Genomic DNA, 26103 nt, shown 5'->3' with positions numbered 1-26103 from the left:
GCTGGCCTGGTGCCGGTCGTCACCTACTCCCTGCTGCGGCTCGGGGTCTTCGTCCTCGCGCTCGGTGGGCTGTGGCTCGCGGGCATGGGCAGCTGGCTCCTCGTCATCGTCGCGACGGTCGTCGCCGCAGCGCTGAGCTACGTGCTCTTCGGCAAGCAGCGGGTCGCCGCCGCCCAGTGGATCGCGGACCGGCGCGCGGAAGGGACCGGCCCGCGCTTCTCCCGCGCGGTCGAGGACGACGCCGCCGCCGAGGACGCGATCGCCGACCGGCTGCGCGAGGAGCCCCCGGACGGTCAGATCGCGAGCCCGAGCCCCAGCAGCACCCCGTAGCCCAGCTCGAGCAGGCCGGTGCCCGCCAGCACGGGCTTGAGCAGGACGCCACGGGCGCCAGCGAGCACCGTGATCGAGAGCACGACCGCCCCCGGCGCCGCGAGGAGCACGAGCAGCGCCCCCGTCGCCTCGACCGCGCAGGCCGCACCCGCGACGAACGCGAGCCCGAGGAGCCACGCGTACGTGCGCCGCGCCCGGCGTTCGCCGAAGCGCACCGCGAGCGTGCGCTTGCCGGACAGCGCGTCGCCGGGCACGTCCCGGATGTTGTTCACGGTCAGCAGGGCGCACGCGAGCAGCCCGACGCCCGTCGCGCCGAGCACCGCCGGCCAGGTGACGACCCCCGCCTGGGTGTACGTCGTGCCGAGCACCGCGACGAGCCCGAAGAACAGGAACACCCCCACCTCGCCGAGGCCGAGGTAGCCGTACGGGTGCCGCCCGCCGGTGTAGTACCAGGCGGCCGCGATCGCCGCCGCGCCCACCGCGAGCAGCCACCACTGCCCGCTCAGCGCGACGAGCGCGAGCCCCAGCACGGCCGCCACCGCGAACGACGCGAACGCCGCCGCCTTGACCTGCCCGGGCCGCGCCGCACCGGATGCGGTGAGTCGCAGCGGCCCGACCCGCTGCGCGTCGGTGCCGCGCACGCCGTCGGAGTAGTCGTTCGCGAAGTTCACCGCCACCTGCAGCGCGAGCGCGACGCCCGCGGCGAGCAGGGCGCGGCCGGCGTCGGCGCCGTCCACCTGGGCCGCGGCGCCGGTGCCCACGAGCACCGGCGCGATCGCCGCCGGCAGGGTGCGCAACCGGGCGCCCTCGAGCCACTCGCCGGCGGTCGCCATGCGTCTCCGTCCTCGCCCCGCTGCGGAGGCGTCAGCCCTGTGACGCGGCCAGGGCGGCCACGCCGGCGCGGTCCACCTTCCCCGGCCCGCGCTCCGGCAGTGCGTCGGCGAGCACGACTCGGCGGGGGGCGGCCGCGGCTCCCAGGGTACGTCGCACGACGGCGCGGACCTCCGCCAGGTCCGGCACGCGCCCGCCGCCGGGCACGACGACGGCGACCACGCGGCTCCCCCACTCGTCGTCGGGCACGCCGACCACGCAGACCTGCGCGACGCCCGGCAGCTCGGCCAGCACCGCCTCGACGGCCGCCGGGGCGACCTTCACGCCGCCGGTCACGATGACGTCGTCCGCCCGGCCCAGCACGCGCAGGACGCCGTCGTGCAGCTCGCCCAGGTCACCGGTGCGGAACCACCGCGCCCCCTCGGCGGTGACGAACGTGGCCGCGTCGAGGTCGAGTCGCCCCAGGTAGCCGCGGGCGAGCGTCGGCCCGCCCAGGTGCACGACGCCGTCGGCGATCCGGGCCGTGGCGGCGGCCAGGGGCACGCCGTCGTAGACGCACCCGCCCGAGGTCTCGGTCGCGCCGTAGGTCGTCACGACGCGCAGCCCGGCGTCGCGCGCGCGGGCCAGGAGCGCCGGTGCGGTGGCCGCGCCGCCCACGAGGATCGCGTCGAGGTCCGCCCACGGGCGCAGGTCGCGCCCCGCCAGGGCGACGATCCGGTGCAGCTGCGTCGGCACCACCGAGCCGTACCGCGGCCGCTCGTCGGGCGGCAGCGCGGCCAGGTGCGCCGCGACCGCGGCCGGGTCGAAGCCGTCGCCCGCGGGGGGCGACACGGGCGCCGCGCCCGCGAGGAGCGAGCGGACCACCACCTGCAGCCCGGCGACGTGGTGCAGGGGCAGGGTCAGCAGCCAGCGCCCGGGCCCGCCGAGCCGGTCGTGCGTGGCGTCCGCCGACGCCCGGAGCGCGGCCACGTCCAGGAGCACCGCGCGCGGCTCGCCGGTGGACCCGGACGTGGTCACCACGAGCGCGACGTCGTCGGGCACCCGTGCGTCGGCCGCCACGGCGCTCGGCATGCCCGGCCGGAGCGGCGCCAGCGCGGGGCCGCTGCCGTCGAGCGCGGCGGCCACCCGGGGCAGCTCACCGGGGTGAACCTCCACGGGAAGGACACGGCGCTGCACGATCCCAGGGTAGGCGGGCCATAGAGTGGACCGGGCTGCGAAGGCAGCGCAGGGAGCGTCCGCCGGCTCGCCCGGTGACGAGGAGGAACAGCAGTGGCACCGTCCGCGACCATCATCCGCAGGCGCCGGAGCGCGAGTACCCGGGCGGGCATCGCCGTCCTCGCGGTCCTCGCGTCCGCGCTCGCGGCGTGCAGCAGCGCCGAGACGCCGGAGCCCCTGCCGGACGTCACCGTCACGCCCGACGTGCCGCAGACGCGCACCGCTCCGCCCACGCCCACCGTCCCGCTGACCTGGCCCCTGACCGGCGTCACGACGGCGGAGGTGGCCCTCCGGCCGGCGGTCGCGGTCAAGATCGAGAACACGTCGCAGGCGCGCCCGCAGTCCGGGCTCGAGGCCGCCGACGTCGTCTGGGAGACCATCGTCGAGTTCGAGGTCTCGCGCCTCGTCGCGGTCTTCCACAGCCAGCTGCCGGAGGAGATCGGCCCGATCCGCTCCGTGCGCCCGATGGACATGCCGATCGCCTCGCCGCTGCGCGGGCTCATCGTGTTCTCCGGCGGGCAGCCCGGGATCCTCTCCCTCGCGGCGAACTCACCCCTGCAGGTGATCAGCCACGACGCCGGGGCAGACGGCCTCTACCGGGTCAGCCGCCGGTCCGCGCCGCACAACGTCTACGGCTCGCTCACCGACTTCCTCGCGCAGGCCGACGGCGACCACTCGGCCCCGCCGGCCCAGCAGTTCCAGTTCGCCCTGCGTCCGGCGCTCGCCAGCGCCGTCCGCGCGGGCACGCCCGCGGGCACGCTCGCGTTCCGGCTCTCCGGCCAGTCGCGGCCGTCGTGGACGTGGGACGCCGGGTCCGGCACGTGGCTCCGCTCGGAGGGGGACAGCGCGGCCATGGCCGAGAGCGGCGCCCGCCTGTCCGCGGTGAACGTCGTCTCGATCACCGCCTCGCACCCGGCCAGCGGGTTCCTCGCCCAGAACAACGCTCCCGTGCCCACGTACGTGCTCGAGGGCGAGGGTGACGGCATCCTCGCGACGGGCGGCTCGCAGGTCGCCGTCCGCTGGCGCAAGGCCGGGCGGGACGAGCCCCTGCAGCTCTTCCTCGCGGACGGTTCCCCGGCGCTCCTCGCACCCGGCAACACGTGGGTCGAGCTCGTGCCCGCCGAGACCGGGTCCGTCACCGTCGGCTAGCTCCACCCACGGGATGAGGGATCACCAACCCTCGGTCGCAGCACCGCGGCGCACGGTCGAGACGACGGGCCGACGCGCCCGGACCCGGCCGCGGCCGAGGCTTGAGGCATGGCACACGACGCACACTTCACCGACATCGACCTCGAGCGCGACGCCGCCCGCCGGGATCACCTGCGGTCGGCCGTGCCCACCCTGGTCTCGCTGGCGCTGCTGCTCGGCGTGACGCTCGTCGGAGCGCTCGCGCTGCGGCAGCTGGCCGGCCTGGGCCTGCTGCTGGTGATGCCTCAGTAGGAGTACGGGAACGCCGACCAGTCCGGCGGGCGCTTGCCGAGGAACGCGTCACGGCCCTCGACGGCCTCGTCGGTCATGTACGCCAGGCGGGTCGCCTCCCCGGCGAACACCTGCTGACCGGCCAGCCCGTCGTCGGCGAGGTTGAACGCGAACTTCAGCATCCGCACCGCCTGCGGGGACTTCCCGACGATCGTCCGGGCGTACTGCCAGGCGAGGTCCTCGAGGTCCTCGTGCTCGGCGACCTCGTTGATCGCGCCCCAGCGCTCCGCGTCGTCGGCGGAGTACTCGCGGGCCAGGAGGAAGATCTCCCGGGCCCGCTTCTGGCCCACCTGCCGGGCCAGCAGCGCCGAGCCGTACCCGCCGTCGAAGGAGCCGACGTCGGCATCCGTCTGCTTGAAGCGGCCGTGCTGCCGGCAGGCGACCGTGAGGTCGCAGACCACGTGCAGCGAGTGCCCCCCGCCCGCGGCCCAGCCGTCGACGACGGCGACCACGATCTTCGGCATCGTCCGGATCAGCCGCTGCACCTCCAGGATGTGCAGGCGGCCGGCGCGGGCGGGATCGATCTCGCGCGCGTCACCGGTCTCGGTCTCGTACCGGTACCCGTCGCGCCCGCGGATGCGCTGGTCGCCGCCCGAGCAGAACGCCCAGCCGCCGTCCTTGGGGCTGGGCCCGTTCCCGCCCAGCAGGACGACGCCGACGTCGGGCGAGCACCGGGCGTGGTCGAGCACCCGGTAGAGCTCGTCGACCGTGTGCGGGCGGAACGCGTTGCGCACCTCGGGCCGGTGGAAGGCGACGCGCACCCAGGGCAGGTCCCGGGCGTCGGTCACGGCCCGGTGGTAGGTGACGTCCGTGAGGTCCTCGAAGCCCGGCACGGTGCGCCAGCGCTGGGGGTCGAACGTCTCGGACACGCGGTCGGGGATCACGCTCCGACCCTAGCGAGTGGCCCGCCCCGTACCCTCGGACAGCAACGAGGGAGGCGTCATGGCGTGGTTCGTGCTGATCGTGTCCGGGCTGCTGGAGGCCGGCTGGGCGCTCAGCCTCAAGGCCTCCGAGGGCTTCAGCCGCCCCGGGCCCACGGTGCTGTTCGGGGTGCTGCTCGCGGCGAGCATGGGCGGGCTGGCGTTCGCGCTGCGCAGCCTGCCCGTCGGCATCGCGTACGCGGTGTGGACCGGCATCGGGGCGTCCGTCACGGCGGTCGTCGGGATGGTGTGGCTGGGCGAGGCCGTCAGCGTCGGCAAGATCGTCTCGTTGGTCCTCATCGTGGCCGGGATCGTGGGGCTGCACCTGTTCGGCGGGGAGCCGGAGGACCACGCGTCCGACGTCGCCGTCGAGTCCGTCCGCTGATCCCCACTACCGTGGCGACCGTGCCCGACGTCGTCGTCTACCGCGTGCCGCTCGTCACGCGGTTCCGCGGGCTGACCGAGCGCGACGGCGTCCTGCTGCGCGGCGAGGCCGGCTGGGCCGAGTTCGCGCCCTTCTGGGACTACGACGCGGCGGCGTCCGCCCCGTGGTGGCGCGCCGCCCGCGAGGCCGCGGACGTCGGCTGGCCGGAGCCCGTGCGGGCAGCGGTCCCCGTGAACGTCACGGTGCCGGCCGTGGACCCCGAGCGGGCGCGCGCGATCGTCGCCGGCTCGGGGTGCACGACGGCGAAGGTCAAGGTCGCCGAACCCGGCCAGCAGCCCGCCGACGACGAGGCCCGCGTGGCCGCCGTCCGGGACGCGCTCGGCCCGGCCGGCCGCATCCGGGTGGACGCGAACGCCGCCTGGGACGCGGACGCGGCGGTCGCGCGGATCCGGGCGCTCGACCGCGCCGCCGGCGGCCTGGAGTACGTCGAGCAGCCGTGCCGCACCGTCGACGAGCTCGTCGCGGTGCGCCGCCGCGTCGACGTCCCGATCGCGGCCGACGAGGCCATCCGGCTCGCCGCCGACCCGATGGCGGCCGTGCGCGCGGGCGCGTGCGACGTCGTCGTGCTCAAGGTGGCGCCGCTGGGCGGGGTGCGCGCGTGCCTGGCGCTCGCCGAGCGGGTGGGGCTGCCCGTCGTGGTGTCCTCCGCCCTGGAGACCTCGGTGGGGCTCGCCGCGGGCCTTGCGCTCGCCGCCGCGCTGCCGGAGCTCCCGTACGCGTGCGGGCTGGCGACCGCGCGCCTGCTCGCGGCCGACGTCGTCGCCGAGCCGCTGCTGCCCGTGGCGGGCGCGATCCCGGTGCGCCGCCCGGCGCCCGACCCGGACCTCCTCGCGGCCGCCGCCGAGCGCGCGGCCGCCGCGGGGGACGACGAGCGGTGGGCCCCCCGGATCCGGGCGGTGCAGGCAGCCGCCGAAGGCCGATCGGAGGTCGAGGACCGGTGAACCCGTCGACCGGGGCTGCCCGGCTGCTGCTGCAGGCCCTCGCCGACCTGGGCGTGCGGCACGTCGTGCTCGCCCCGGGCTCGCGCAGCGCGCCGCTCGCGCACGCGCTCGCCCAGGCGGCGCGCCCCGACGGCGAGCGGCCCGACGGCGCCCCCGCGCTGGACCTGCACGTGCGCATCGACGAGCGCGCCGCCGGGTTCCTCGCGCTCGGCCTGGCGCGCGCCGCCGTCGTGCAGGCGGGGGTCGGGCCGGCCGCGCCGGTGGCGGTCGTGACGACGTCGGGCAGCGCGGTCGCGAACCTGCACCCCGCGGTGGTGGAGGCGCACCACGCGGGCCTGCCCCTGCTGCTCCTGACCGCGGACCGGCCGCACGAGCTGCGCGGGTCCGGCGCCAACCAGACCACCGAGCAGCCGGGCATGTTCGCCCGCGCCGTGCGGATGACGTTCGACATCTCCGCGCCCACCGGCCGGGCGGGGGAGTCCGCGCACCTGCGCAAGGTCGCCGAGGAGGCGGTCGCGGCCGCCACGGGCACGGCGAGCGGCGACCCGGGTCCGGTGCACCTCAACCTCGCCTACCGCGAGCCGCTCGTGCCCGACGACGACGCGTGGCCGCCCCGGCCGCTGCCCACCCGCGTGCCGCGGGCCACCGAGGTGGCGCCGCTCCGGCTGAGCGCGGACGCCAAGGCCGCCGACCGCCCGCTGCGCGGCTGGGCCGCGGACGAGCCGACGCTGGTCGTGGCGGGCGACGGCGCCGGGCGGGTCGCGCGCGAGGTCGCCGAGGCGAACGGCTGGCCGTTGCTCGCCGAGCCGTCGTCGGGCGCGCGCGGCGGGCCGAACGCGATCCGCGCGTACCGGCTGGTGCTGGGCGCGCTCGCGGACGACGTGCGCCGCGTCGTCGTCCTCGGGCGGCCGACGCTGAGCCGGCCCGTGTCCGCGCTCCTCGCCCGGAGGGGCCTGCGGTCGATCGCCGTCGTGCACCAGGGCTCCGCGACGCCCGACGCCGGGCGGGGGGCCACCTACGTGCTCTCGCGGGTGCCCGACTGGCTCCGCGCGCCCGCCGCGGCGGGCGGCGACCCCGCCTGGCTGGACCGGTGGCGCGCCGCGGGGGAGGCCGCGGCGGACGCCGTGCGCGGGGTGATCGACGCCGGTGACGGCGCCCTCGTCGGCCCGCAGGTCGCGGCGCTCGTCGCCGAGAGCCTGCGCGGCCGGCCGGACGGCGCGCTCCTCGTGGGCGCGTCGAACCCCCTGCGGGACCTCGACCTGGTCGCCGAGTGGGCCGAGCCGCCGCTGGTCCTCGCCAACCGCGGGCTGTCGGGGATCGACGGCACGCTCTCGACGGCGTCCGGGCTGGCGCTGGGCCTGGGCCGCCCAATCACGGCCTACGTGGGCGACCTGACCTTCCTGCACGACGCCGGCGGCCTGCTCGTCGGCCCGCTCGAGCGGCGGCCCGAACTGCGCGTCGTCGTGGCCCACGACGCCGGCGGGTCGGTCTTCGCGACCCTCGAGCACGGCGAGCCCGCGCACGAGCGCGGCTTCGAGCGGGTGTTCGCCACGCCCCACGGGGCGGACCTGGGTGCGCTCTGCGCCGGCTACGGCGTCGACCACGTGCGGGTCGATGACGCGGACGCGCTCGCGCGCGCGCTCGCCGCTCCCGTGGTGGGGACGCAGGTGGTCGAGGTGACCGTGGACCGCGCGGGGCGGCGCACGCTGCACGCGCGGCTCGCCGAGGCCGTGCACGAAGCCGTGCAGGGCGCCGTGCACGACGCCGTGCAGGGCTGACCGCGGGAGGGTCTCAGGCGGCCCACAGGAATGGCACAGGGGTGGGCCAGGGCGGTCGCGTGTCATGTCGGTCGAGGAGGTCAGACATGAGCACCGACGACCCGCGAGAGATCCAGCACCCACCCTTCACACCGGCAGCGCCGCCTCCGGCGCCCTACACCGCGCCCCACGCCGCGCCCTCCGCCGCTCCGCAGGCGGTTCCCTACGCAGCTCCGACGCTCCGTGCGGCTCCGGCGCCCTACGCAGGTGCGGCGCACGGCCCGGGCCGCCCCCGGCCGTGGCCCGCGATCGTCGCGACCGCCGCCGTGGCCGCGGTGCTGGCGAGCGCGGGGACCGTGGGTGTGGTCCGGGCGCTCGACTCGAACGACGCGCCCGCCGCCGTCGCGTCGGTCGACGACGCGGCGCGCTCCGCGGCGAAGACCGTCGACCCGGCGCCCGTGACGAGCACGGCCGACCGGCCCGACTGGCAGGCCGTGGCCGAGGCGGTCCGGCCGTCGGTGGTGGCGATCCAGGTGAGCACGGGCAGCGGCCAGGGCGAGGGCTCGGGCGTCGTCGTCGACGAGTCCGGCCGGATCCTCACCAACGACCACGTGGTCGGTGACGCCCGCGAGATCGCGGTGACGCTCATGGACGGCCGGGTCTACGGGGCCGAGCTCGTCGGCACGGACCCGACCACCGACGTCGCCGTCATCCGCCTCGTCGACCCGCCGGACGACCTCGTCGCGGCCAGCATCGGGGACTCCGACTCCGTCGCGGTCGGCGAGCCCGTGATGGCCGTCGGGAACCCGCTCGGCCTGGACAGCACCGTGACCACGGGCATCGTCTCCGCGGTCGACCGACCGGTCTCGACCGGGTCGCCGACCGGCGGCGAGCCCGTCGTCACCAACGCCATCCAGGTGGACGCCGCCATCAATCCCGGCAACTCCGGCGGGCCGCTGTTCGACGCGTCCGGCCGGGTGGTCGGCATCACCTCGTCGATCCTGACGACCTCGCGCTCGAGCGGCTCGATCGGCCTCGGGTTCGCGATCCCCGTCAACCTCGCCGAGCGGGTCGCCACGGAGCTGGTCCAGAACGGCTCGGCTGAGCACGCGTTCCTCGGCGTGACGCTCGGTGACGGCCACGGCACCGCGGACGGGGCGACGCGCGTGGGCGCCGTCGTCGGACAGGTGGGCCAGGACTCGCCGGCCGCCCAGGCGGGGCTGGCCAAGGACGACGTCGTGGTGGCGCTCGACGGCGAGGCCGTCAGCGGCGCCGAGTCGCTGACCGCCCAGGTCCGTGAGCGGGCACCGGGCGACGTGGTGACGCTCACCGTGGTGCGCGGGGGGAAGACCCTCGAGCTGGACGTGACGCTCGGCACCCGCGAGCAGGCGGTGACCCTGCCGTCGAGCAGCCGCGGCTGATCCCTCAGTCGGTGAGGGCGCGCCGCATCGGCTCCAGCTTCGCCTCGGACTCGGCCAGCTCGGCGGCCGGGTCCGAGGCGGCGACGATGCCGCAGCCGGCGAAGAGCCGGATGTGCCGCGCGTCGGCCGGGTCGATCTCGCCGGAGCGCAGGGCGAGCGCCCACTCGCCGTCGCCGTCCGCGCCGATCCAGCCCACGGGGCCGGCGTAGCGGCCGCGGTCCATGCCCTCGAGCTCGTCGATGAGGGCGCACGCGTCGGCGGTCGGGGTGCCCGCGACCGCGGCCGTCGGGTGCAGGGCCTGCGCGAGCGCGAGGCTCGACGGCGCGGGGCCCCCGTTGCCCGCCGCGTCCGCGGCGAGCACGCCCGTGACGTCGGTGGCCAGGTGCAGCACGTTGGGCAGGTGCAGCACGAACGGCGTCTCGGGCACGTTCGTGGACGAGCAGAACGGCGCCAGCGCGTCGGTCAGGGACGACACCGCGTACTCGTGCTCCTCGAGGTCCTTGGAGGAGTGCGCGAGCAGCGCGGCGTGGGCGAGGTCCGCGTCGTCGTCGCCCGTGCGGCGGATGGTGCCGGCCAGCACGCGCGAGGTGACCAGGCCCTTCTCGCTGCGCACGAGCAGCTCGGGCGTGGCGCCGACGAGCCCGTCGACCGCGAACGTCCAGCAGGCGCGGTAGTCGGTGGCCAGGCGCGCGACCACCCAGCGCGGGTCGAGCGGCTCGGCGGTCCGGGCGTGCACCTCGCGCGCGAGCACCACCTTGTCCAGGCGCCCGGCCCGGATCCGCCCGACGGCGGCCCCCACGGCGGCGCGCCAGGCGTCGGGGCCGAGCGCCCCCTCGCTCCAGGTGACCGCCCCGGGTGCCGCGGGCGCGGGCTGCGCCGACGGCGTCACGGGCGCGGCCACGGCGCCGAGCGCCAGCGTGGTCACCCAGGCGGACGCACCCCGGCGCCCGACGACGACGCGCGGCACCACGAGCACGCCGCCCGCGGCCGAGCCCGGCGCGAACGAGAAGGAGCCGAAGGCGACGGGCCCGGTGCCGGGCAGGTGCACCTCGTCCCGGACGACGGCGTGGGCGACGAGCTCGCGCCAGGCGGCGTCGGCGTCGGCCATGCGGTCGGGGCCGGTGGTGGTGATGCGTGTGAGCTCGCCCCACGCGACCAGGCCGTCGGCGCGTCGCACCCAGGCGATGCCCCCGTCGGCGGGCAGGAGCTCCGTCAGGTCGCCCGGCAGCGTGAGCGGGTCGATCGCGACGGTGCGCGTGACGAGGGGCAGGGGGGTGGTCGCCGCGCCCGTGTTCAGATCGGTCATCGCCGTCAAGGGTAGGCGCTGGGATGGCGGAGGATGGACGCATGGCACGTGCGCAGCTCGACAAGAACCCCCACGAGGTCGCGGCGATGTTCGACGCCGTCGCCCGCCGCTACGACGTCACCAACGACGTGCTGTCCCTCGGGCAGGACCGCCGCTGGCGCGTGGCGACCCTCGCCGCCGTCGGGGTGCGGCCGGGGGAGCGGGTGCTCGACCTCGCCGCGGGGACCGGCACGTCGAGCGCGCCGTTCGCGGCCGCCGGTGCGCACGTGGTGCCGTGCGACTTCTCGCTCGGGATGCTCACGGCCGGCAAGGAGCGGCGCCCGGACCTGCCGTTCGTCGCGGGCGACGCGCTGCACCTGCCGTTCGCCGACGGCAGCTTCGACGCGGTGACCATCTCGTTCGGGCTGCGCAACGTCGCCCACACCGTGGACGCGCTGGCCGAGCTGGCGCGGGTGACGCGGCCGGGCGGCCGGATCGTGGTGTGCGAGTTCTCGACGCCGTCGTTCGAGCCGCTGCGGACCGTCTACACCGAGTACCTCATGCGGGCGCTGCCGGCGGTGGCGCGCGTGGTGTCCTCCGACCCGGAGTCGTACGAGTACCTGGCGGACTCGATCCGCGCCTGGCCGGACCAGGTGGGCCTCGGCCGCCTCCTGCGCCGGGCCGGCTGGACGGACGTGGCGTACCGCAACCTGTCAGGTGGCATCGTGGCGCTGCACCGCGCGACCCGGCCGGCGGCGTGACGAGCGGCGCGACCCGCGGCGCGACCCGCGGCGAGTGGGTGGTTTTGCCCGGTTGCGGCGGCGTCGGGGGCCGTGCGTTCACACCCTCGCGGCGCCGTTAGACTGACCTACGCGTTCGTGAACGGCTTCACAAGGGACCCTTCGGTCGACGGCGAGGTAGGCGTGGCGGGGACAGTCCAGCGACAGGACGACGCTGACGTCGTCGTCGTCGGCGCCGGACCCGCCGGGGCGTCGGCGGCCTACTGGCTGGCGAGCGCCGGCCTCGACGTCCTCGTCCTGGAGAAGACGGCCTTCCCGCGCGAGAAGGTCTGCGGCGACGGCCTGACGCCGCGCGCCGTGCGCGAGCTCGTGGCCATGGGCGTGCCGATCCGCGCCGAGGACGGCTGGATCCGCAACAAGGGCCTGCGCGTCTACGGCGGCGGGCACCGGCTCGAGATGCCGTGGCCCCAGCTGGACTCGTTCCCCGACTTCGGGCTGGCCCGCACCCGGCGCGACTTCGACGCGGCGCTCGCCGACCACGCGCGCGCCGCCGGCGCGAAGATCCTCGAGCGGACCGCGGTCACCGGCCCGGTGCTGCACGAGCGCACCGGCCGCCTGGTCGGCGTCACCGCCCGCCCGGTGGACGACGCCGGGCGCAAGGCCGGTGACGAGGTCACCTACCGCGCGCCGGTCGTGATCGCGGCCGACGGCGTCTCGGCGCGGCTCGCGCTCGCGATGGGCATCGAGAAGAACCCCCGCCGCCCGATGGGCGTCGCGGTGCGCACCTACTTCGCCACGCCCATGCACGACGACGAGTGGATGGAGTCCCACCTCGAGCTGTGGGACGGCCCGGCCGGCCGTTCGAACCTGCTGCCCGGGTACGGCTGGATCTTCCCGCTCGGCGACGGCACGGCGAACGTGGGCCTCGGCAGCGTGAGCTCGACCGCGACGGCCACGAAGATCGACTACAAGGACCTGCTGGCGCGCTGGGTGGCGAACGCGCCGGAGCACTGGCAGTTCGACGTCGACGCCCCGCTCGGCCCGGTGCGCGGTGCCGCGCTCCCGATGGCGTTCAACCGCAAGCCGCTGTACGACCGCGGGCTGCTCCTGGTGGGCGACTCGGGCGGCATGGTCAGCCCGTTCAACGGCGAGGGCATCGCCTACGCGATGCAGGCGGCCCGTCGCGCGGCCGAGGTCGTGGTGCAGGCGCACGCCCGCCGGACCCCCGCCGCGCGCGACGCCGTGCTGTCCACCTACCCGAAGGTCATGGCCGACGAGCTGGGCGGCTACTACTCGCTGGGGCGCATCTTCGTGAAGCTGATCGAGCAGCCCGCGATCATGCACCTGTGCACCCGCTACGGTTTGCCCCGACCGGCGCTGATGCGGCTGGTCATGAAGCTGCTCGCCGACGTGTACGAGCCGCGCGGTGGACAGGCGTCGGACCGCCTGATCGCCGCCCTGACCCGGATTGCGCCGGCCGCATGACCCGACGACACTCGGCGCAGTCGGCGTTCCCGGCACGCGCGTCCCGACCTGGCTGGAGGTCACGATGACCAACCCGTACGTGCCGATCCTGGTGCTCATGGGCATCGCGGCGGTCCTGGCCCTCGGCGGCCTGGGCGCCAGCGCGATCCTCGGCCCGCGGCGGTACAACCGGGCCAAGCTCGAGGCCTACGAGTGCGGCATCGACCCCACGCCGCACGCCGTCGGCCACGGTCGCTTCCCGGTGAAGTACTACCTGGTCGCGATGAGCTTCATCATCTTCGACATCGAGGTCGTCTTCATGTACCCGTGGGCGGTCACCTTCGGCGAGCTCGCGGTCTTCGGCGCCGTCGCGATGGTGACGTTCCTCGCCCTCATCACCGTGCCCTTCGTCTACGAGTGGCGCCGCGGCGGGTTCGAGTGGGACTGACGGCGGCGGGCACCCCCACAACTGGTCGCATCACGGAGGAAGGAGGAGCGCGATGGGGATCGAAGAGGCACCGTCCGGCATCCTGCTGACGAGCCTGGAGAAGTTCGTCGGGCTCTCGCGCAAGGCGTCGATGTGGCCGGTCACCTTCGGCCTCGCGTGCTGCGCCATCGAGATGATGGCCACCGGGACGTCGCGGTTCGACATCTCGCGGTTCGGCATGGAGGTCTTCCGCGCGTCGCCGCGCCAGGCCGACCTCATGATCGTCGCGGGCCGTGTGAGCCAGAAGATGGCCCCGGTCGTGCGTCAGGTCTACGACCAGATGTCCGAGCCCAAGTGGGTGCTCTCGATGGGCGTCTGCGCGTCGTCGGGCGGCATGTTCAACAACTACGCGCTGGTGCAGGGCGTCGACCACATCGTGCCGGTGGACATCTACCTGCCGGGCTGCCCGCCGCGGCCGGAGATGCTGCTCAACGCCATCCTGGCGCTGCACGAGCAGGTGCGGCAGAGCCCGTTCGGCGTGAACCGCGAGGCGGCCGTCCGGGCGGCCGAGGAGGCCGCGCTCGCCGCGACCCCGACCTCCCAGATGAAGGGGCTGCTCCGATGAGCGACGCCAACCGGCCCGAGAAGGACGCCGCGGCGGCCGCCAAGGCCGGTGCCGGCGCGGTCGGCACCCCTGACCCGAGCACGCCGCAGACGGCGACCGAGGCGGCGCACGAGGCCGGCTCGCAGCACGTGCCGACGCAGGAGGTCGCGGGCGTCCCCACGGGGCCGGACGGCCGCACGCCGCTCGACGTCGTCGACGTCCGCACCGGCATGTTCGGCGCCGCGGGCTCCGGCGACACCTCGGGCTACGGCGGCCTGGTCAAGACCGTCGCGATGCCGCCCGCGAGCGAGCGCCCCTACGGCGGCTGGTTCGACGAGGTCGTCGACATCCTCGCCGAGGTGCTCGACGAGGCCGGCGTGGCCTTCGACGACGCGATCGAGAAGGTCGTCGTCGACCGCGGCGAGCTGACCCTGTTCGTGCGGCGCGAGCACGTCGTGCTCGTGTGCCGGTCGCTGCGCGACGACCAGGACCTGCGCTTCGAGCTGGGCCTGGGCGTCTCGGGCGTGCACTACCCGGGCGACGTCGGCCGCGAGCTGCACGCCGTCTACCACCTGTGCTCGGTCACGCACGGCCGCCGCCTCCGCCTGGAGGTCGCGGTGCCCGACGCCGACCCGCACATCCCCTCGAGCACGTCGGTCTACCCGGGCCACGACTGGCACGAGCGCGAGACGTTCGACTTCTTCGGCATCGTCTTCGACGGGCACCCGGGCCTGGCGCGCATCGAGATGCCCGACGACTGGCCGGGCCACCCGCAGCGCAAGGACTACCCGCTCGGCGGCATCCCCGTGGAGTACAAGGGCGCGCAGGTCCCGCCGCCCGACCAGCGGAGGGCGTACAACTGATGACCCAGCAGACCCCGCACGCGAGCGCCCACATCGTCGACGAGGGCGCCGAGGGCGTCCCCACGTTCGAGGCGACGGGCGGCGACTGGTCGCAGATCGCCGAGGAGGCCGCGCGCCTCGGCGAGGAGCGCATCGTCGTCAACATGGGCCCCCAGCACCCGTCGACGCACGGCGTGCTCCGGCTCATGCTCGAGATCGACGGCGAGACGGTCACCGAGGCCCGCTGCGGCGTCGGCTACCTGCACACCGGCATCGAGAAGTCGATGGAGTACCGGACGTGGACGCAGGGCGTGACCCTGTGCACGCGGATGGACTACCTGGCGCCGTTCTTCCAGGAGACCGCGCACTGCCTCGCGGTCGAGACGCTCCTGGGGATCACCGACGACGTGCCCGAGCGCGCGACGGTCATCCGCGTGCTGCTCATGGAGCTCAACCGCGTGGGGTCGCACCTCATCGCACTCGGCACGGGCGGCAACGAGCTCGGCGCGACGACGATCATGACGACGGCGTTCACCGCGCGCGAGGAGATCCTCAAGATCTTCGAGCTGATCACCGGCCTGCGGATGAACCACGGCTTCGTCCGGCCGGGCGGCGTCGCCCAGGACATCCCGCCGGGCGCGCTCGACACGATCCGCGAGGCCCTCCCGCTGATCCGCGACTACATCGGCCAGCTGAGCGACCTCATGCTCGGCAACCCGATCTTCAAGGGCCGCCTGGTCGGCGTCGGGCACCTGAACCTGGCCGGCTGCATGGCGCTCGGCATCACCGGCCCGGTGCTGCGGGCGACCGGCCTGCCGTACGACGTGCGCAAGCACACGCCCTACTGCGGCTACGAGACGTACGACTTCGACGTCCCGGTGAGCACCGACGCGGACTCGTTCGCGCGCGTCGTCCTGCGGGTCGAGGAGTGCTACCAGAGCCTGCGGATCGTCGAGCAGGCGCTCGAGCGGCTGCAGGCGTCGGGCCCCGGCCCGGTCATGGTCGCCGACAAGAAGATCGCGTGGCCGGCGCAGCTGGCCATCGGCTCGGACGGCATGGGCAACTCGCTCGACCACATCAAGGAGATCATGGGCACCTCGATGGAGGCCCTGATCCACCACTTCAAGCTGGTCACCGAGGGCTTCCGGGTGCCGGCCGGCCAGGCGACCCAGGCGGTCGAGCACCCGCGCGGCGAGCTGCTCGCGCACCTGGTGTCCGACGGCGGCACGCGCCCCTACCGGGCGCACTTCCGGGACCCGTCGTTCAACAACCTGCAGGCGGTGTCGCTGATGTGCGAGGGCGGCATGCTCGCCGACGTCGTGGTCGCGGTCGCCGGGCTGGACCCCGTGATGGGAGGCGTGGACCGCTGATGGTCAGCTACGAGCCCTACGAGGGGGCGAAGACGGAGCGCATGGCGGCCGACGCCGCGGCGATCACGGCGCGCTACCCGGACCCCCGGTCGGCGCTGCTGCCGCTGCTGCACCTCGTGCAGTCCGAGGACGGGTTCGTCAGCCCCGACGGCATCGCGTTCTGCGCGGCGACGCTGGGCCTGACGACCGCCGAGGTGTCGGCCGTCGCGACGTTCTACAGCCAGTTCAAGCGGCACCCGAACGGCACCTACACGGTCGGCGTCTGCACGAACACGCTGTGCGCGATCATGGGCGGCGACGCGATCTTCGACGAGCTGAGCGCGCACCTCGGCGTCGGGCACGACGAGACGACCGCCGACGGCGCGATCACGCTCGAGCGCATCGAGTGCAACGCGGCCTGCGACTACGCGCCCGTGATGATGATCAACTGGGAGTTCTTCGACGAGCAGACGCCGGAGTCGGCGCTCGCCGTCGTCGACAAGCTGATCGCGGGCGAGCCGGTCGCCCCGACGCGCGGCGCGTCGTCGGTGTGCACGTTCAAGGCGATGTCCCGCGTGCTGGCCGGGTTCCCCGACGGCCGCGCGGGCGAGGGCGTCGGCGCCGGCCCGGCGACGCTGGCCGGCGCGCGACTCGCGCGTGAGAAGGGCTGGGCGGCGCCCGCAGCGACGGCGTCGGACGCCGCCTCCGGGGCCCAGGAGACGCCCGTCGCACCCGTGCCCGGCGGTGAGCAGTCCAGCGTGGACACGCCGTCCGCACCGCCCTCGGGCGGCGCGGCCGGCACTGACTCGGGCCGCAAGGCCTCTGAGGAGGCGTGATGGCGACGACCCTCACCCCGGTCCTGACCGACCGGTGGGCCAACGAGCGCTCGTGGACCCTGGACGCCTACCGCAAGGCGGGCGGCTACGAGGCCCTCCGCTCGGCGCTCGCGATGGCGCCCGGCGACGTCCTGACGGCCGTCAAGGACTCGGGCCTGCGCGGCCGCGGCGGCGCGGGCTTCCCCACGGGCATGAAGTGGGGCTTCCTGCCCGCGCCCGACGGCGGCCCCCGCTACCTCGTGGTCAACGCGGACGAGTCCGAGCCCGGGACCTGCAAGGACATCCCGCTGATGATGGCCGACCCCCACCTGCTGGTGGAGGGCGCGATCATCACGTCCTACGCGATCGGCTGCCACCACGCGTTCATCTACGTGCGCGGCGAGGTGCTGCACGTGTACCGCCGCCTGCTCGCGGCGGTCGCGGAGGCTCGCGAGGCGGGCCTGCTCGGCAGCGACATCCTGGGCTCCGGCTACGACCTCGAGCTCACGGTGCACGCGGGCGCGGGCGCCTACATCTGCGGCGAGGAGACGGCGCTGCTCGACTCGCTCGAGGGCCGTCGCGGCCAGCCGCGCCTGAAGCCGCCGTTCCCCGCGGTCGCGGGCCTGTACGGGCGCCCGACCGTCATCAACAACGTCGAGACCATCGCGAGCGTCCCGTCGATCGTCGCGAACGGCGCCGACTGGTTCCGGTCCATGGGCACCGAGCGCTCGGCGGGCTTCGGCATCTTCTCGCTGTCGGGCCACGTGGCCCGGCCGGGCCAGTACGAGGCGCCGCTCGGCATCACGCTGCGCGAGCTCCTCGAGATGGCCGGCGGGATGCGTGAGGGCCACGAGCTGAAGTTCTGGACGCCCGGGGGGTCGTCGACGCCGATCTTCACGGCCGAGCACCTCGACGTGCCGCTCGACTACGAGTCGGTGGGCGCGGCGGGCTCGATGCTCGGCACGCGTGCGCTGCAGATCTTCGACGAGACGACGTGCGTGGTGCGCGCGGTGGCGCGCTGGACGGACTTCTACGCGCACGAGTCCTGCGGCAAGTGCACGCCGTGCCGCGAGGGCACGTTCTGGATGAAGGGCATCTACCAGCGCCTGGAGTCCGGCCAGGGCACCGCCGAGGACCTCGAGACGCTCCTGGACGTGTGCGACAACATCCTCGGCCGCGCGTTCTGCGCGCTCGGCGACGGCGCGACCTCGCCGGTGACGTCGAGCCTGCAGCACTTCCGCGCCGAGTACGAGGCGCACGTCACCGGCGGCGGCTGCCCGTTCGACCCGGTGGCCGCGGCCCGCTTCGAGTACACGCCGAGGACCATGGCTGGGGTGCACGCATGACGACGACCACACCTGCCCCCGGGGCGAAGACCGGCGGCGCCGAGAAGCAGGGGACCCCCCAGGTCACCTTCACCATCGACGACGTCGAGGTCACCGTCCCCAAGGGCACGCTGGTGATCCGCGCGGCCGAGGAGCTCGGCATCGCGATCCCGCGGTTCTGCGACCACCCGCTGCTCGAGCCGGTCGGCGCCTGCCGCCAGTGCCTGGTCGAGGTGGCCGTCCCGGACCGCGAGGGCAACGTCCGGCCGATGCCGAAGCCGCAGGCCTCCTGCACCACCGAGGCGACGCCCGGCATGGTCGTCAAGACCCAGCGGACGTCCGCCGTCGCCGACAAGGCGCAGCACGGGATCATCGAGTTCCTGCTGGTCAACCACCCGCTCGACTGCCCGACCTGCGACAAGGGCGGCGAGTGCCCGCTGCAGAACCAGGCGATGAGCAACGGGCGCGGCACGTCGCGGTTCCACGACGTCAAGCGGACGTTCCCCAAGCCGATCGCGATCTCGACCGAGATCCTGCTCGACCGCGACCGGTGCGTCCTGTGCCAGCGGTGCACGCGGTTCTCCGACGAGATCGCCGGCGACCCGTTCATCGCCCTGCAGGGGCGTGGCGGCGGCACCCCGGGGTACGAGGTGCACGGCACCCACGGCCAGCAGATCGGCCGCTTCGACCCGGGCGTGCTCGACTGGGCCGGCAGCGAGCCCGCGCAGGTGTACCGGGGCGTGCAGCCCGACGGCACCCCCATCAACGCCGCGATGGGCGTGCCCGAGCAGGACGTCGCCGGGCCGGTGGGCGCCGCGACGACCGACACGTCGGGGCGGCCCTTCGCCTCGTACTACTCGGGCAACGTCATCCAGATCTGCCCGGTCGGCGCGCTGACGAACGCCGCCTACCGCTTCCGCTCGCGCCCGTTCGACCTGGTCTCGACGCCGGGCGTCGCCGAGCACGACGCGAACGGCGCGGCGATCCGCGTCGACCACCGCCGCGGCGTCGTGCTGCGCCGGCTGGCGGGCGACGACCCGGCGGTCAACGAGGAGTGGATCTCCGACAAGGACCGCTTCGCGTTCGCGTGGCAGGGCATGCCGGACCGCCTGACGGTCCCGCTGGTGCGCGACGTCGCCGAGGACGGCACGCGGGGCGAGCTGCGCCGCGCGTCGTGGGGCGAGGCGCTCGACCGCGCGGCCGAGGGCCTGGCCGCGGCGGCGGGCCGCGTGGGCGTCCTGCCCGGCGGCCGGCTCACGCTCGAGGACGCCTACGCGTACGCCAAGTTCGCGCGCGTCGCCCTCGGCACGAACGACGTCGACCACCGTGCCCGGCCGCACTCGGCGGAGGAGGAGGCGTTCCTCGCCCACCACGTCGCGGGCTCGCGGATGTCGGTCACGTTCGCCGACCTCGAGTCGGCCCCGGCGGTGCTCCTCGTGGGCTACGAGCCCGAGGACGAGGGCGGCGTCGTGTTCCTGCGGCTGCGCAAGGGCGTCCGCAAGGGCCGCGTGCGCGTGCTCTCGGTCGCGCCGTTCGCGAGCCGCGGGCTCGCGCGGCTCGACGCGACGCTGCTCCCGGCGGCGCCGGGCACCGAGCCCGAGGTGCTGGACGCGCTGGTCGCCGGCGCCGACGGCGCCCTGGGCGAGGCCGCCGCGCTGCTGGGACCGGACGCCGTCGTCGTCGTGGGCGAGCGGATGGCCACGGTGCCGGGTGCGCTCACGGCCGCGCTCCGGCTGGCCGAGCGCACGGGCGCCCGCCTGGTGTGGATCCCGCGTCGCGCCGGCGAGCGCGGCGGGGTCGAGGCGGGCACGCTGCCCGGCCTGCTGCCGGGCGGCCGCCCGGTGGGCGACGCCCGCGCGCGCGTCGACATGGCCGCGGCCTGGGACGTCGAGCGGCTGCCGGCCGAGCCGGGCCGCGACACCGCGGCGATGCTCACGGCGGCGGTCACCGGCGAGCTCGACGCGCTCGTGGTCGGCGGCCTGGACCCGGCGGACCTGCCGGACCCGGTGCAGGCGTCGCGCGCGCTCGAGGCCGTCGGCTTCCTGGTCTCGCTCGAGGTCCGCGCGTCGGCCGTGACGGAGCTGGCGGACGTCGTGCTGCCCGTGGCGCCGCCGGTCGAGAAGGCGGGCACGTTCGTCAACTGGGAGGGCCGCCTGCGGCCGTTCCCGCAGGCCCTGACGTCGACCTCCATGGCCGACCACCGCGTCCTCGACGCGCTCGCGGACCGGATGGGCGTGACGCTCGGCACGAAGACCGTGACGCAGGTGCACGCCGAGCTCGACCAGCTGGGCGGCTGGGACGGCGACCGTGCGGCGGCCCCGGCGGTCGCCGCGGCCGAGCCCCCCGCCGTCGGCGAGGGCGAGGCGGTCCTGGCCACCTGGCACCAGCTGCTCGACGCCGGCCGCCTGCAGGACGGCGAGCGCTTCCTGGCCGGCACCGCGCAGCGGCCGGTCGCCCGGGCGTCGGCGGGCACCGCCGCAGGCCTGGGCCTGGCGACGGGCGACGCGCTCACGGTGCGGGGCGCCCAGGGCGGTCAGGTCACCCTGCCGCTGGTCGTCACCCCGATGCCCGACGGCGTCGTGTGGCTGCCGACGAACGCACCGGGCTCCGCCGTGCGCGCCACGCTCGGCGCGGACGCCGGCGCCATCGTGCGCCTGTCGGCGGCACGGATCACCAACGAGGAGGAGGCGCAGTGACCGGGGTCCTGCTCGCGGCGGAGGGCGCAGCGGCGTCCTCGGGGGCCGCGGACTTCTCGAACGACACGTGGTGGATCGTCCTGATCAAGGCGGTCGGCATCATCGTGTTCCTGCTGCTGTCCGTGCTGATGGCGATCTGGTTCGAGCGCAAGGTCGTCGGCCGGATGCAGATCCGTCCCGGCCCCAACGTGCACGGCCCGTTCGGCCTGTTCCAGGCGATGGCCGACGCCATGAAGCTCCTCTTCAAGGAGGACATCATGGTGAGCACGGCGCACCGGCTGGTGTACGTGGTGGCGCCGATCATCTCGGTGTTCTGCTCGCTGCTGGTGTTCGCCGTGATCCCGATCGGGCCGGCCGTGACCATGTTCGGCGTCACGACGCCGCTGCAGCTGACCGACTTCCCGGTGGCCGTGCTCTACATCCTGGCGGCGGCCGCCCTGGGCGTGTACGGCATCGTGCTCGGCGGCTGGTCGTCCGGCACCACCTACCCGCTGCTCGGCGCGGTGCGCTCGACGGCGCAGGTCATCAGCTACGAGCTCGGCATGGGCCTGTCGCTGGTCAGCGTGTTCATCCTGGCCGGCTCGATGTCGACGTCCGAGATCGTCTCCTCGCAGACCCAGATCTGGTGGTTCCTGCCGCTGCTGCCTGCGTTCGTGCTCTACATCATCTCGATGGTCGGCGAGACGAACCGGCTGCCCTTCGACCTGCCCGAGGCCGAGGGCGAGCTGGTCTCCGGCTACATGACCGAGTACTCGTCGATGAAGTTCGCCTGGTTCTTCCTGGCGGAGTACATCAACATGCTCAACGTCTCGGCCGTCGCGACCACGCTCTTCCTGGGCGGCTGGCGCGCGCCGTGGCCGCTGTCGGCCATCGGTGACGGGGTGCTCAACACCGGCTGGTGGCCGGCGCTGTGGTTCCTCGTCAAGCTCTGGGCCCTGATGTTCTTCTTCGTGTGGGTCCGCGGCACGCTCGTGCGCTTCCGCTACGACCAGTTCATGAAGTTCGGCTGGAAGGTCCTCATCCCGGTCGGCCTCGCGTGGGTCGTCGCGGTGACGGCCGTCCAGGGCGTGCGGCAGTTCGTCGACGTCGACCTCACCACGCTGCTCTGGGTACTCGCGGGGATCGCGGCGGTGGCGACCGCGGCGACGTTCCTCATCCCGGAGAAGCAGCCCGAACCCGAGCCCGCGCCCGCGGACGAGCCGTTCGACGCGTTCGCCGGCGGGTACCCCGTGCCCCCGCTGCCCGGCCAGACCCTGCCGCCGTCGCCCCGCAAGGCGCGGCTGCGGGCCCAGGGCGAGCCGACGGCGACGCTCGAGGCGGCGCCGTCGATCCCGACCGAAGAGGAGCCCCGTGGCTGACGACAAGGCCGGCAAGGACCTGAACCGGCGGACGACGGGCGGCGAGGTCGCCGCGCCGGCCGCGCCCGCGTACGAGTCGCTGATCCCGGAGAAGGGGCCGATCGGCCGCGCGCTGTCGCCGGTGGCCGGCTTCGGCGTCACGATCTCGTCGTTCTTCAAGCCGACGGTCACCGAGCAGTACCCGTTCGAGAAGGTGCCGACGAAGCCGCGGTACCACGGCCGGCACCAGCTCAACCGGTACCCGGACGGCCTGGAGAAGTGCATCGGCTGCGAGCTGTGCGCGTGGGCCTGCCCGGCGGACGCGATCTACGTCGAGGGCGCCGACAACACGCCCGACGCGCAGTTCTCGCCCGGCGAGCGGTACGGGCGCGTCTACCAGATCAACTACCTGCGGTGCATCTTCTGCGGCCTGTGCATCGAGGCCTGCCCGACGCGCGCGCTGACCATGACGAACGAGTACGAGCTCGCGGGCCCCACGCGGCGCGGGATGATCTACGAGAAGCAGGACCTGCTCGCTCCCATGGGCGAGGGCATGCTGGCCGCCCCGCACCCCATGGTGCCGGGCACCGAGGACACGGACTACTACCGTGGCGCGGTGACCGGCCCGGTGCCCGAGCAGGTCGCGTGGGTCGCCGAGCACCGTCCGGAGGACCCGACTCTCGACGCCCTGCGTGCCGCTGAAGGGATCACCCGATGACGACGATGCTCCACGCGGGGAGCGTGCTCGCGGGGATCGCGGAGGCCGGCCGCACCACCACCGGCGAGGAGGTCCTGTTCTGGATCCTCGCGCCGGTCATGGTGCTCGCCGCGCTCGGCCTCATCTTCGCCCGGCGCACCGTGTACGCCGCGCTCAGCGTCATCCTGGTGATGGTCAGCCTCGCGGTGCTGTACGTCGCGCAGGAGGCACCCTTCCTCGGCATCGTGCAGGTGATCGTCTACACGGGCGCCGTGATGATGCTCTTCCTGTTCGTGCTCATGCTCGTGGGCGTCGACGTGGCGGACACGTTCGCCGACACCCTCGGCGCGCACCGCTGGGTCGCGGCGCTGTTCGGCATCGGGCTCGGCGCCGTGCTGATCTCGGTGGTGCTGCGGGCGGCGGACATCGCGCCGCAGGGCCTGACCGCGGCGAACGAGGGTGGCAACCCGTCCGGCGTCGCGCGCATCATCTTCGGCGACTACGTCATCACGCTGCAGGTGGTGGGCATCCTGCTCATCACCGCGGCGGTCGGCGCCATCGTCCTGACGCACAAGGAGCGGCTCGTCGCCAAGGTGGGCCAGCGCGAGCGGGCCGACGCGCGGATCGCGGCCGGCGAGGTGCTCACCCCGCTGCCGGCGCCCGGCGTCTACGCGCGCAGCAACGCGATGGACGTCCCGGCCCTCGGGCCCGACGGCCGTCCGCTCGAGCACTCGGTCTCGCGCGTCCTGCGGATCCGCGGGCAGCAGCGGTCGGTGGCCGAGGTGCACGCGCACCTGGATCCCGGCACGGGCACCGGCAGCACGCCGCCGGAGCGGACCATCACGGGTGAGGAGCAGGTGCGGTGAACCTCAGCAACTACCTGGTGCTCTCCGTCCTGCTGTTCTCCATCGGGGCGACCACCGTGCTCGTGCGGCGCAACGCGATCATCGTGTTCATGGGCGTCGAGCTCATGCTCAACGCGGCGAACCTCGCGTTCGTGACCTTCGCGCGGATGCACGGCGACCTCACCGGTCAGGTCGTGGCCTTCTTCGTCATGGTCGTCGCGGCCGCCGAGGTCGTCGTCGGCCTGGCGATCATCGTCGCGATCTACCGGACCCGAAGGTCGGCCTCCGTCGACGACGTCAACCTCCTGAAGAGCTGAGGGACCGATGACGAACGCACTCGGCGGGCTGGCCGCCGTGCTCCCGACCGCCGTCGACCCCGCGATGGCCGTGACGTCGGCCGGCGGGGCGATCGACGTCGCCTGGCTGCTCGTCGCCCTGCCCGCGCTCGGCGCCGCCGTCCTCCTCCTGGCCGGCCGGCGCAGCGACCGGTGGGGCCACCTGCTGGGCGTCGCGATGCCGGTCGCCTCGTTCGTGGTCGCGGCCGCGATCTGGGTCCAGATGCTTGGCCTGTCCGGAGCCGAGCGGGTGGCCGAGCTCGACCTGGGCACGTGGCTGTCCGCGGGCACCTTCACGGTGGACCTCGGCGTGCGGGTGGACCCGCTGTCGATGACGTTCGTGCTGCTGGTGACCTTCGTCGGGTCGCTCATCCACGTGTACTCGATCGCGTACATGGAGCACGACCCGAACCGGCGCCGGTTCTTCGCCTACCTGAACCTGTTCGTCGCGGCGATGCTCCTGCTGGTCCTCGCGGACAGCTACGTGCTGCTGTTCGTCGGCTGGGAGGGCGTGGGCCTCGCGTCCTACCTGCTCATCGGCTTCTGGGAGCACGAGCGGCCGAACGCCGTCGCCGCGAAGAAGGCCTTCGTCACCAACCGCGTCGGCGACCTCGGTCTGCTCACCGCGATCATGGCGATGGGCCTGCTCTTCGGCACCACCGACATCGGCCTGGTCAACCGCGGCGCGGAGAGCGCGGGCGAGGGCTGGGCGACCGTCCTCGGCCTGCTGCTGCTGCTCGCCGCGTGCGGCAAGTCCGCCCAGTTCCCGCTGCAGGCGTGGCTCGGCGACGCGATGGCCGGCCCGACGCCGGTCTCCGCCCTCATCCACGCGGCCACCATGGTCACCGCGGGCGTGTACCTGGTGGTCCGCTCGGGCGGGATCTACGACGCCGCGCCGACCGCGCTCCTGGTCGTCTCGATCGTCGGCGCGATCACGCTGCTGTACGGCGCGATCGTCGGCTGCGCGAAGGACGACATCAAGAAGACGCTCGCGGCGTCGACGATGTCGCAGATCGGCTACATGATGCTGGCCGCAGGCCTGGGCCCGATCGGCTACGCGTTCGCGATCTTCCACCTGCTCACGCACGGCTTCTTCAAGGCGGGCCTGTTCCTCGGCGCCGGCTCGGTCATGCACGGCATGAACGACCAGGTGGACATGCGCCGGTTCGGCGGCCTGGCCACCTCCATGAAGGTCACGTGGGTGACGATGGCGCTCGGCTGGCTCGCGATCATCGGCGTCCCGCCGTTCTCCGGCTTCTGGAGCAAGGACAAGATCGTCGAGTCCGCCTACGCGGTGGCCGACGGCCAGGGCTGGCAGCCGTGGGTGCTCGGCACCGTGGCGCTGGTCGGCGTCGGGATCACCGCCTTCTACATGTCGCGCCTGTTCTTCATGACGTTCCACGGCACCCGCCGCTGGGACGACGGGCACGGCGTGCCGGGTGACGCCGGTGAGACCGCCGACGTGCAGCACCCGCACGAGTCGCCCGCGCTGATGACCTGGCCGATGATCCTGCTCGCCGTGGGCTCCGCGGTGCTGGGCGGCGCGCTCGCCGTCGGCGGGGCGTTCACCACCTGGCTCGAGCCGGTGACCGGGCACGCCGAGCACCACGAGCCGGTGCTGCCGGTGCCGGTGATCATGACGGCGACGTTCGTGCTGCTCCTGGCGGGCGCGTTCCTGGCCTGGCGGCAGTACGCGGCCGCACCGGTCGCCGTCGTGCCGCCGCGCGGCTCCCTGCTCACGCGGGCCGCGCGTCGGGACCTGTTCCAGGACACGGTCAACGAGGCGCTGCTCATGCGCCCCGGCCAGTACCTGACGCGCTCGCTCGTGTTCGGTGACCGCACGGTCGTCGACGGCGCGGTGACCGGCGTCGCGGCCGGCACGGCGGGCAGCGGCGAGCTGCTGCGCCGCCTGCAGACCGGCTTCGTCCGCTCGTACGCCCTGCAGATGGTGGTGGGCATCGTGGCCCTCGTGGCCGTCGTCCTGGCAGTGAGGATCTGAGGGG

Annotated in this window: 25 protein-coding genes; 21 read left to right on the top strand and 4 right to left on the bottom strand. The window is 74.5% G+C overall.

What is annotated here, in order from left to right; genetic code table 11:
- The first annotated feature begins 9 nt into the window (after positions 1-9).
- Entirely contained in the window at positions 10-330 is a 321-nt protein-coding gene (locus tag AFE02nite_RS13495) for a DUF4229 domain-containing protein (protein WP_052114150.1), read from the top strand.
- Here the strand turns inward: AFE02nite_RS13495 and AFE02nite_RS13490 are convergent.
- A complete protein-coding gene (locus tag AFE02nite_RS13490; RefSeq protein ID WP_146819818.1) occupies positions 294-1163 on the bottom strand; it encodes a 1,4-dihydroxy-2-naphthoate polyprenyltransferase in 870 nt (289 codons plus the stop codon). The genes AFE02nite_RS13495 and AFE02nite_RS13490 overlap by 37 nt on opposite strands.
- A gap of 31 nt (positions 1164-1194) precedes the next feature.
- On the bottom strand, positions 1195-2337 hold the full coding sequence (gene menE / locus AFE02nite_RS13485) for an o-succinylbenzoate--CoA ligase (RefSeq protein WP_261765621.1): 1143 nt from the start codon (positions 2335-2337) through the stop codon (positions 1195-1197).
- A gap of 93 nt (positions 2338-2430) precedes the next feature.
- Here menE and AFE02nite_RS13480 point away from each other — a divergent pair, with 93 nt between their 5' ends.
- Together AFE02nite_RS13480 and AFE02nite_RS13475 are read left to right on the top strand one after the other, a co-directional pair.
- Positions 2431-3525 (top strand): DUF3048 domain-containing protein, encoded by a 1095-nt coding sequence (locus AFE02nite_RS13480; RefSeq protein ID WP_034249143.1) that lies wholly within the window; start codon positions 2431-2433, stop codon positions 3523-3525.
- 108 nt (positions 3526-3633) lie between these two features.
- Positions 3634-3816, top strand: a complete 183-nt coding sequence (locus tag AFE02nite_RS13475; RefSeq protein WP_052114079.1) for a hypothetical protein — start codon at positions 3634-3636, stop codon at positions 3814-3816.
- On the opposite strand, the gene AFE02nite_RS13470 is transcribed toward AFE02nite_RS13475, so the two are convergent.
- Positions 3810-4739 (bottom strand): 1,4-dihydroxy-2-naphthoyl-CoA synthase, encoded by a 930-nt coding sequence (locus AFE02nite_RS13470; RefSeq protein WP_034249142.1) that lies wholly within the window; start codon positions 4737-4739, stop codon positions 3810-3812. The two genes, AFE02nite_RS13475 and AFE02nite_RS13470, sit on opposite strands and share 7 nt — an antisense overlap.
- Before the next feature lie 58 nt (positions 4740-4797).
- Between AFE02nite_RS13470 and AFE02nite_RS13465 the strand changes: the two genes are divergently transcribed.
- The 4 genes from AFE02nite_RS13465 (at position 4798) to AFE02nite_RS13450 (ending at position 9339) form a co-directional block, all read left to right on the top strand.
- The gene (locus AFE02nite_RS13465) at positions 4798-5160 is read left to right on the top strand and encodes a DMT family transporter (RefSeq protein WP_052114078.1); all 363 of its coding nucleotides are present in this window, start codon (positions 4798-4800) and stop codon (positions 5158-5160) included.
- 20 nt (positions 5161-5180) lie between these two features.
- Positions 5181-6161: an o-succinylbenzoate synthase gene (locus tag AFE02nite_RS13460; protein WP_407643102.1), complete on the top strand. Its 981-nt coding sequence runs from the start codon at positions 5181-5183 to the stop codon at positions 6159-6161.
- The gene (menD, locus tag AFE02nite_RS13455; protein ID WP_146819816.1) at positions 6158-7939 is read left to right on the top strand and encodes a 2-succinyl-5-enolpyruvyl-6-hydroxy-3-cyclohexene-1-carboxylic-acid synthase; all 1782 of its coding nucleotides are present in this window, start codon (positions 6158-6160) and stop codon (positions 7937-7939) included. Before AFE02nite_RS13460 ends, menD begins: the two co-directional genes overlap by 4 nt.
- Before the next feature lie 86 nt (positions 7940-8025).
- Complete coding sequence (locus AFE02nite_RS13450; protein WP_146819815.1) at positions 8026-9339, top strand: S1C family serine protease; 1314 nt, start codon at positions 8026-8028, stop codon at positions 9337-9339.
- 4 nt (positions 9340-9343) lie between these two features.
- Here the strand turns inward: AFE02nite_RS13450 and AFE02nite_RS13445 are convergent, their stop codons facing one another.
- Positions 9344-10645 (bottom strand): isochorismate synthase, encoded by a 1302-nt coding sequence (locus AFE02nite_RS13445; protein WP_146819814.1) that lies wholly within the window; start codon positions 10643-10645, stop codon positions 9344-9346.
- Positions 10646-10686: 41 nt separating this feature from the next.
- Here AFE02nite_RS13445 and AFE02nite_RS13440 point away from each other — a divergent pair, with 41 nt between their 5' ends.
- From AFE02nite_RS13440 to nuoL, 14 genes are all read left to right on the top strand, one after another.
- Positions 10687-11385: a demethylmenaquinone methyltransferase gene (locus AFE02nite_RS13440; RefSeq protein WP_034247447.1), complete on the top strand. Its 699-nt coding sequence runs from the start codon at positions 10687-10689 to the stop codon at positions 11383-11385.
- 162 nt (positions 11386-11547) lie between these two features.
- Positions 11548-12849: a geranylgeranyl reductase family protein gene (locus AFE02nite_RS13435; protein ID WP_034247449.1), complete on the top strand. Its 1302-nt coding sequence runs from the start codon at positions 11548-11550 to the stop codon at positions 12847-12849.
- A 64-nt stretch (positions 12850-12913) separates the two neighbouring features.
- Positions 12914-13276, top strand: a complete 363-nt coding sequence (locus tag AFE02nite_RS13430; protein ID WP_034247451.1) for an NADH-quinone oxidoreductase subunit A — start codon at positions 12914-12916, stop codon at positions 13274-13276.
- 52 nt (positions 13277-13328) lie between these two features.
- A complete protein-coding gene (locus AFE02nite_RS13425) occupies positions 13329-13880 on the top strand; it encodes an NADH-quinone oxidoreductase subunit B (RefSeq protein ID WP_034247453.1) in 552 nt (183 codons plus the stop codon).
- Positions 13877-14722, top strand: coding sequence for an NADH-quinone oxidoreductase subunit C (locus tag AFE02nite_RS13420; RefSeq protein ID WP_034247455.1), 846 nt, complete (start codon positions 13877-13879; stop codon positions 14720-14722). Before AFE02nite_RS13425 ends, AFE02nite_RS13420 begins: the two co-directional genes overlap by 4 nt.
- Positions 14722-16071, top strand: coding sequence for an NADH-quinone oxidoreductase subunit D (locus AFE02nite_RS13415; RefSeq protein ID WP_034247457.1), 1350 nt, complete (start codon positions 14722-14724; stop codon positions 16069-16071). The genes AFE02nite_RS13420 and AFE02nite_RS13415 overlap by 1 nt, the downstream gene beginning before the upstream one ends.
- Positions 16071-16886, top strand: coding sequence for an NADH-quinone oxidoreductase subunit NuoE (gene nuoE / locus AFE02nite_RS13410; protein WP_146819813.1), 816 nt, complete (start codon positions 16071-16073; stop codon positions 16884-16886). Before AFE02nite_RS13415 ends, nuoE begins: the two co-directional genes overlap by 1 nt.
- The gene (gene nuoF / locus AFE02nite_RS13405) at positions 16886-18211 is read left to right on the top strand and encodes an NADH-quinone oxidoreductase subunit NuoF (protein WP_034247459.1); all 1326 of its coding nucleotides are present in this window, start codon (positions 16886-16888) and stop codon (positions 18209-18211) included. Before nuoE ends, nuoF begins: the two co-directional genes overlap by 1 nt.
- Positions 18208-20886 carry an NADH-quinone oxidoreductase subunit G gene (locus tag AFE02nite_RS13400; RefSeq protein ID WP_146819812.1) on the top strand — a complete coding sequence of 893 codons (2679 nt, stop codon included), beginning with the start codon at positions 18208-18210 and terminating at the stop codon, positions 20884-20886. The genes nuoF and AFE02nite_RS13400 overlap by 4 nt, the downstream gene beginning before the upstream one ends.
- A complete protein-coding gene (gene nuoH, locus AFE02nite_RS13395; RefSeq protein WP_052113768.1) occupies positions 20883-22244 on the top strand; it encodes an NADH-quinone oxidoreductase subunit NuoH in 1362 nt (453 codons plus the stop codon). The genes AFE02nite_RS13400 and nuoH overlap by 4 nt, the downstream gene beginning before the upstream one ends.
- 79 nt (positions 22245-22323) lie before the next feature.
- A complete protein-coding gene (nuoI, locus tag AFE02nite_RS13390) occupies positions 22324-22941 on the top strand; it encodes an NADH-quinone oxidoreductase subunit NuoI (RefSeq protein WP_261765648.1) in 618 nt (205 codons plus the stop codon).
- On the top strand, positions 22938-23786 hold the full coding sequence (locus tag AFE02nite_RS13385; RefSeq protein ID WP_407643101.1) for an NADH-quinone oxidoreductase subunit J: 849 nt from the start codon (positions 22938-22940) through the stop codon (positions 23784-23786). Before nuoI ends, AFE02nite_RS13385 begins: the two co-directional genes overlap by 4 nt.
- The gene (nuoK, locus tag AFE02nite_RS13380) at positions 23783-24082 is read left to right on the top strand and encodes an NADH-quinone oxidoreductase subunit NuoK (RefSeq protein ID WP_034247055.1); all 300 of its coding nucleotides are present in this window, start codon (positions 23783-23785) and stop codon (positions 24080-24082) included. The genes AFE02nite_RS13385 and nuoK overlap by 4 nt, the downstream gene beginning before the upstream one ends.
- Positions 24083-24089: 7 nt before the next feature.
- Positions 24090-26099, top strand: a complete 2010-nt coding sequence (gene nuoL / locus AFE02nite_RS13375; RefSeq protein WP_034247053.1) for an NADH-quinone oxidoreductase subunit L — start codon at positions 24090-24092, stop codon at positions 26097-26099.
- The last annotated feature ends 4 nt before the right edge of the window (positions 26100-26103 follow it).

Source organism: Actinotalea fermentans (assembly GCF_007991475.1).
Classification (GTDB): domain Bacteria; phylum Actinomycetota; class Actinomycetes; order Actinomycetales; family Cellulomonadaceae; genus Actinotalea; species Actinotalea fermentans.
Note: the sequence above shows the minus strand (reverse complement) of the source record. Positions and strands in the feature narration are given on the sequence as shown.

Coding starts and splice junctions, on each gene's coding strand:
- AFE02nite_RS13440 (WP_034247447.1), top strand. CDS start 10,687: ATGGCACGTGCGCAGCTCGACAAGAACCCCCACGAGGTCGCGGCGATG.
- nuoL (WP_034247053.1), top strand. CDS start 24,090: ATGACGAACGCACTCGGCGGGCTGGCCGCCGTGCTCCCGACCGCCGTC.
- AFE02nite_RS13475 (WP_052114079.1), top strand. CDS start 3,634: ATGGCACACGACGCACACTTCACCGACATCGACCTCGAGCGCGACGCC.
- AFE02nite_RS13400 (WP_146819812.1), top strand. CDS start 18,208: ATGACGACGACCACACCTGCCCCCGGGGCGAAGACCGGCGGCGCCGAG.
- AFE02nite_RS13465 (WP_052114078.1), top strand. CDS start 4,798: ATGGCGTGGTTCGTGCTGATCGTGTCCGGGCTGCTGGAGGCCGGCTGG.
- AFE02nite_RS13425 (WP_034247453.1), top strand. CDS start 13,329: ATGGGGATCGAAGAGGCACCGTCCGGCATCCTGCTGACGAGCCTGGAG.
- AFE02nite_RS13415 (WP_034247457.1), top strand. CDS start 14,722: ATGACCCAGCAGACCCCGCACGCGAGCGCCCACATCGTCGACGAGGGC.
- nuoE (WP_146819813.1), top strand. CDS start 16,071: ATGGTCAGCTACGAGCCCTACGAGGGGGCGAAGACGGAGCGCATGGCG.
- AFE02nite_RS13490 (WP_146819818.1), bottom strand. CDS start 1,163: ATGGCGACCGCCGGCGAGTGGCTCGAGGGCGCCCGGTTGCGCACCCTG.
- AFE02nite_RS13450 (WP_146819815.1), top strand. CDS start 8,026: ATGAGCACCGACGACCCGCGAGAGATCCAGCACCCACCCTTCACACCG.
- nuoF (WP_034247459.1), top strand. CDS start 16,886: ATGGCGACGACCCTCACCCCGGTCCTGACCGACCGGTGGGCCAACGAG.
- AFE02nite_RS13420 (WP_034247455.1), top strand. CDS start 13,877: ATGAGCGACGCCAACCGGCCCGAGAAGGACGCCGCGGCGGCCGCCAAG.
- AFE02nite_RS13385 (WP_407643101.1), top strand. CDS start 22,938: ATGACGACGATGCTCCACGCGGGGAGCGTGCTCGCGGGGATCGCGGAG.
- AFE02nite_RS13445 (WP_146819814.1), bottom strand. CDS start 10,645: ATGACCGATCTGAACACGGGCGCGGCGACCACCCCCCTGCCCCTCGTC.
- AFE02nite_RS13430 (WP_034247451.1), top strand. CDS start 12,914: ATGACCAACCCGTACGTGCCGATCCTGGTGCTCATGGGCATCGCGGCG.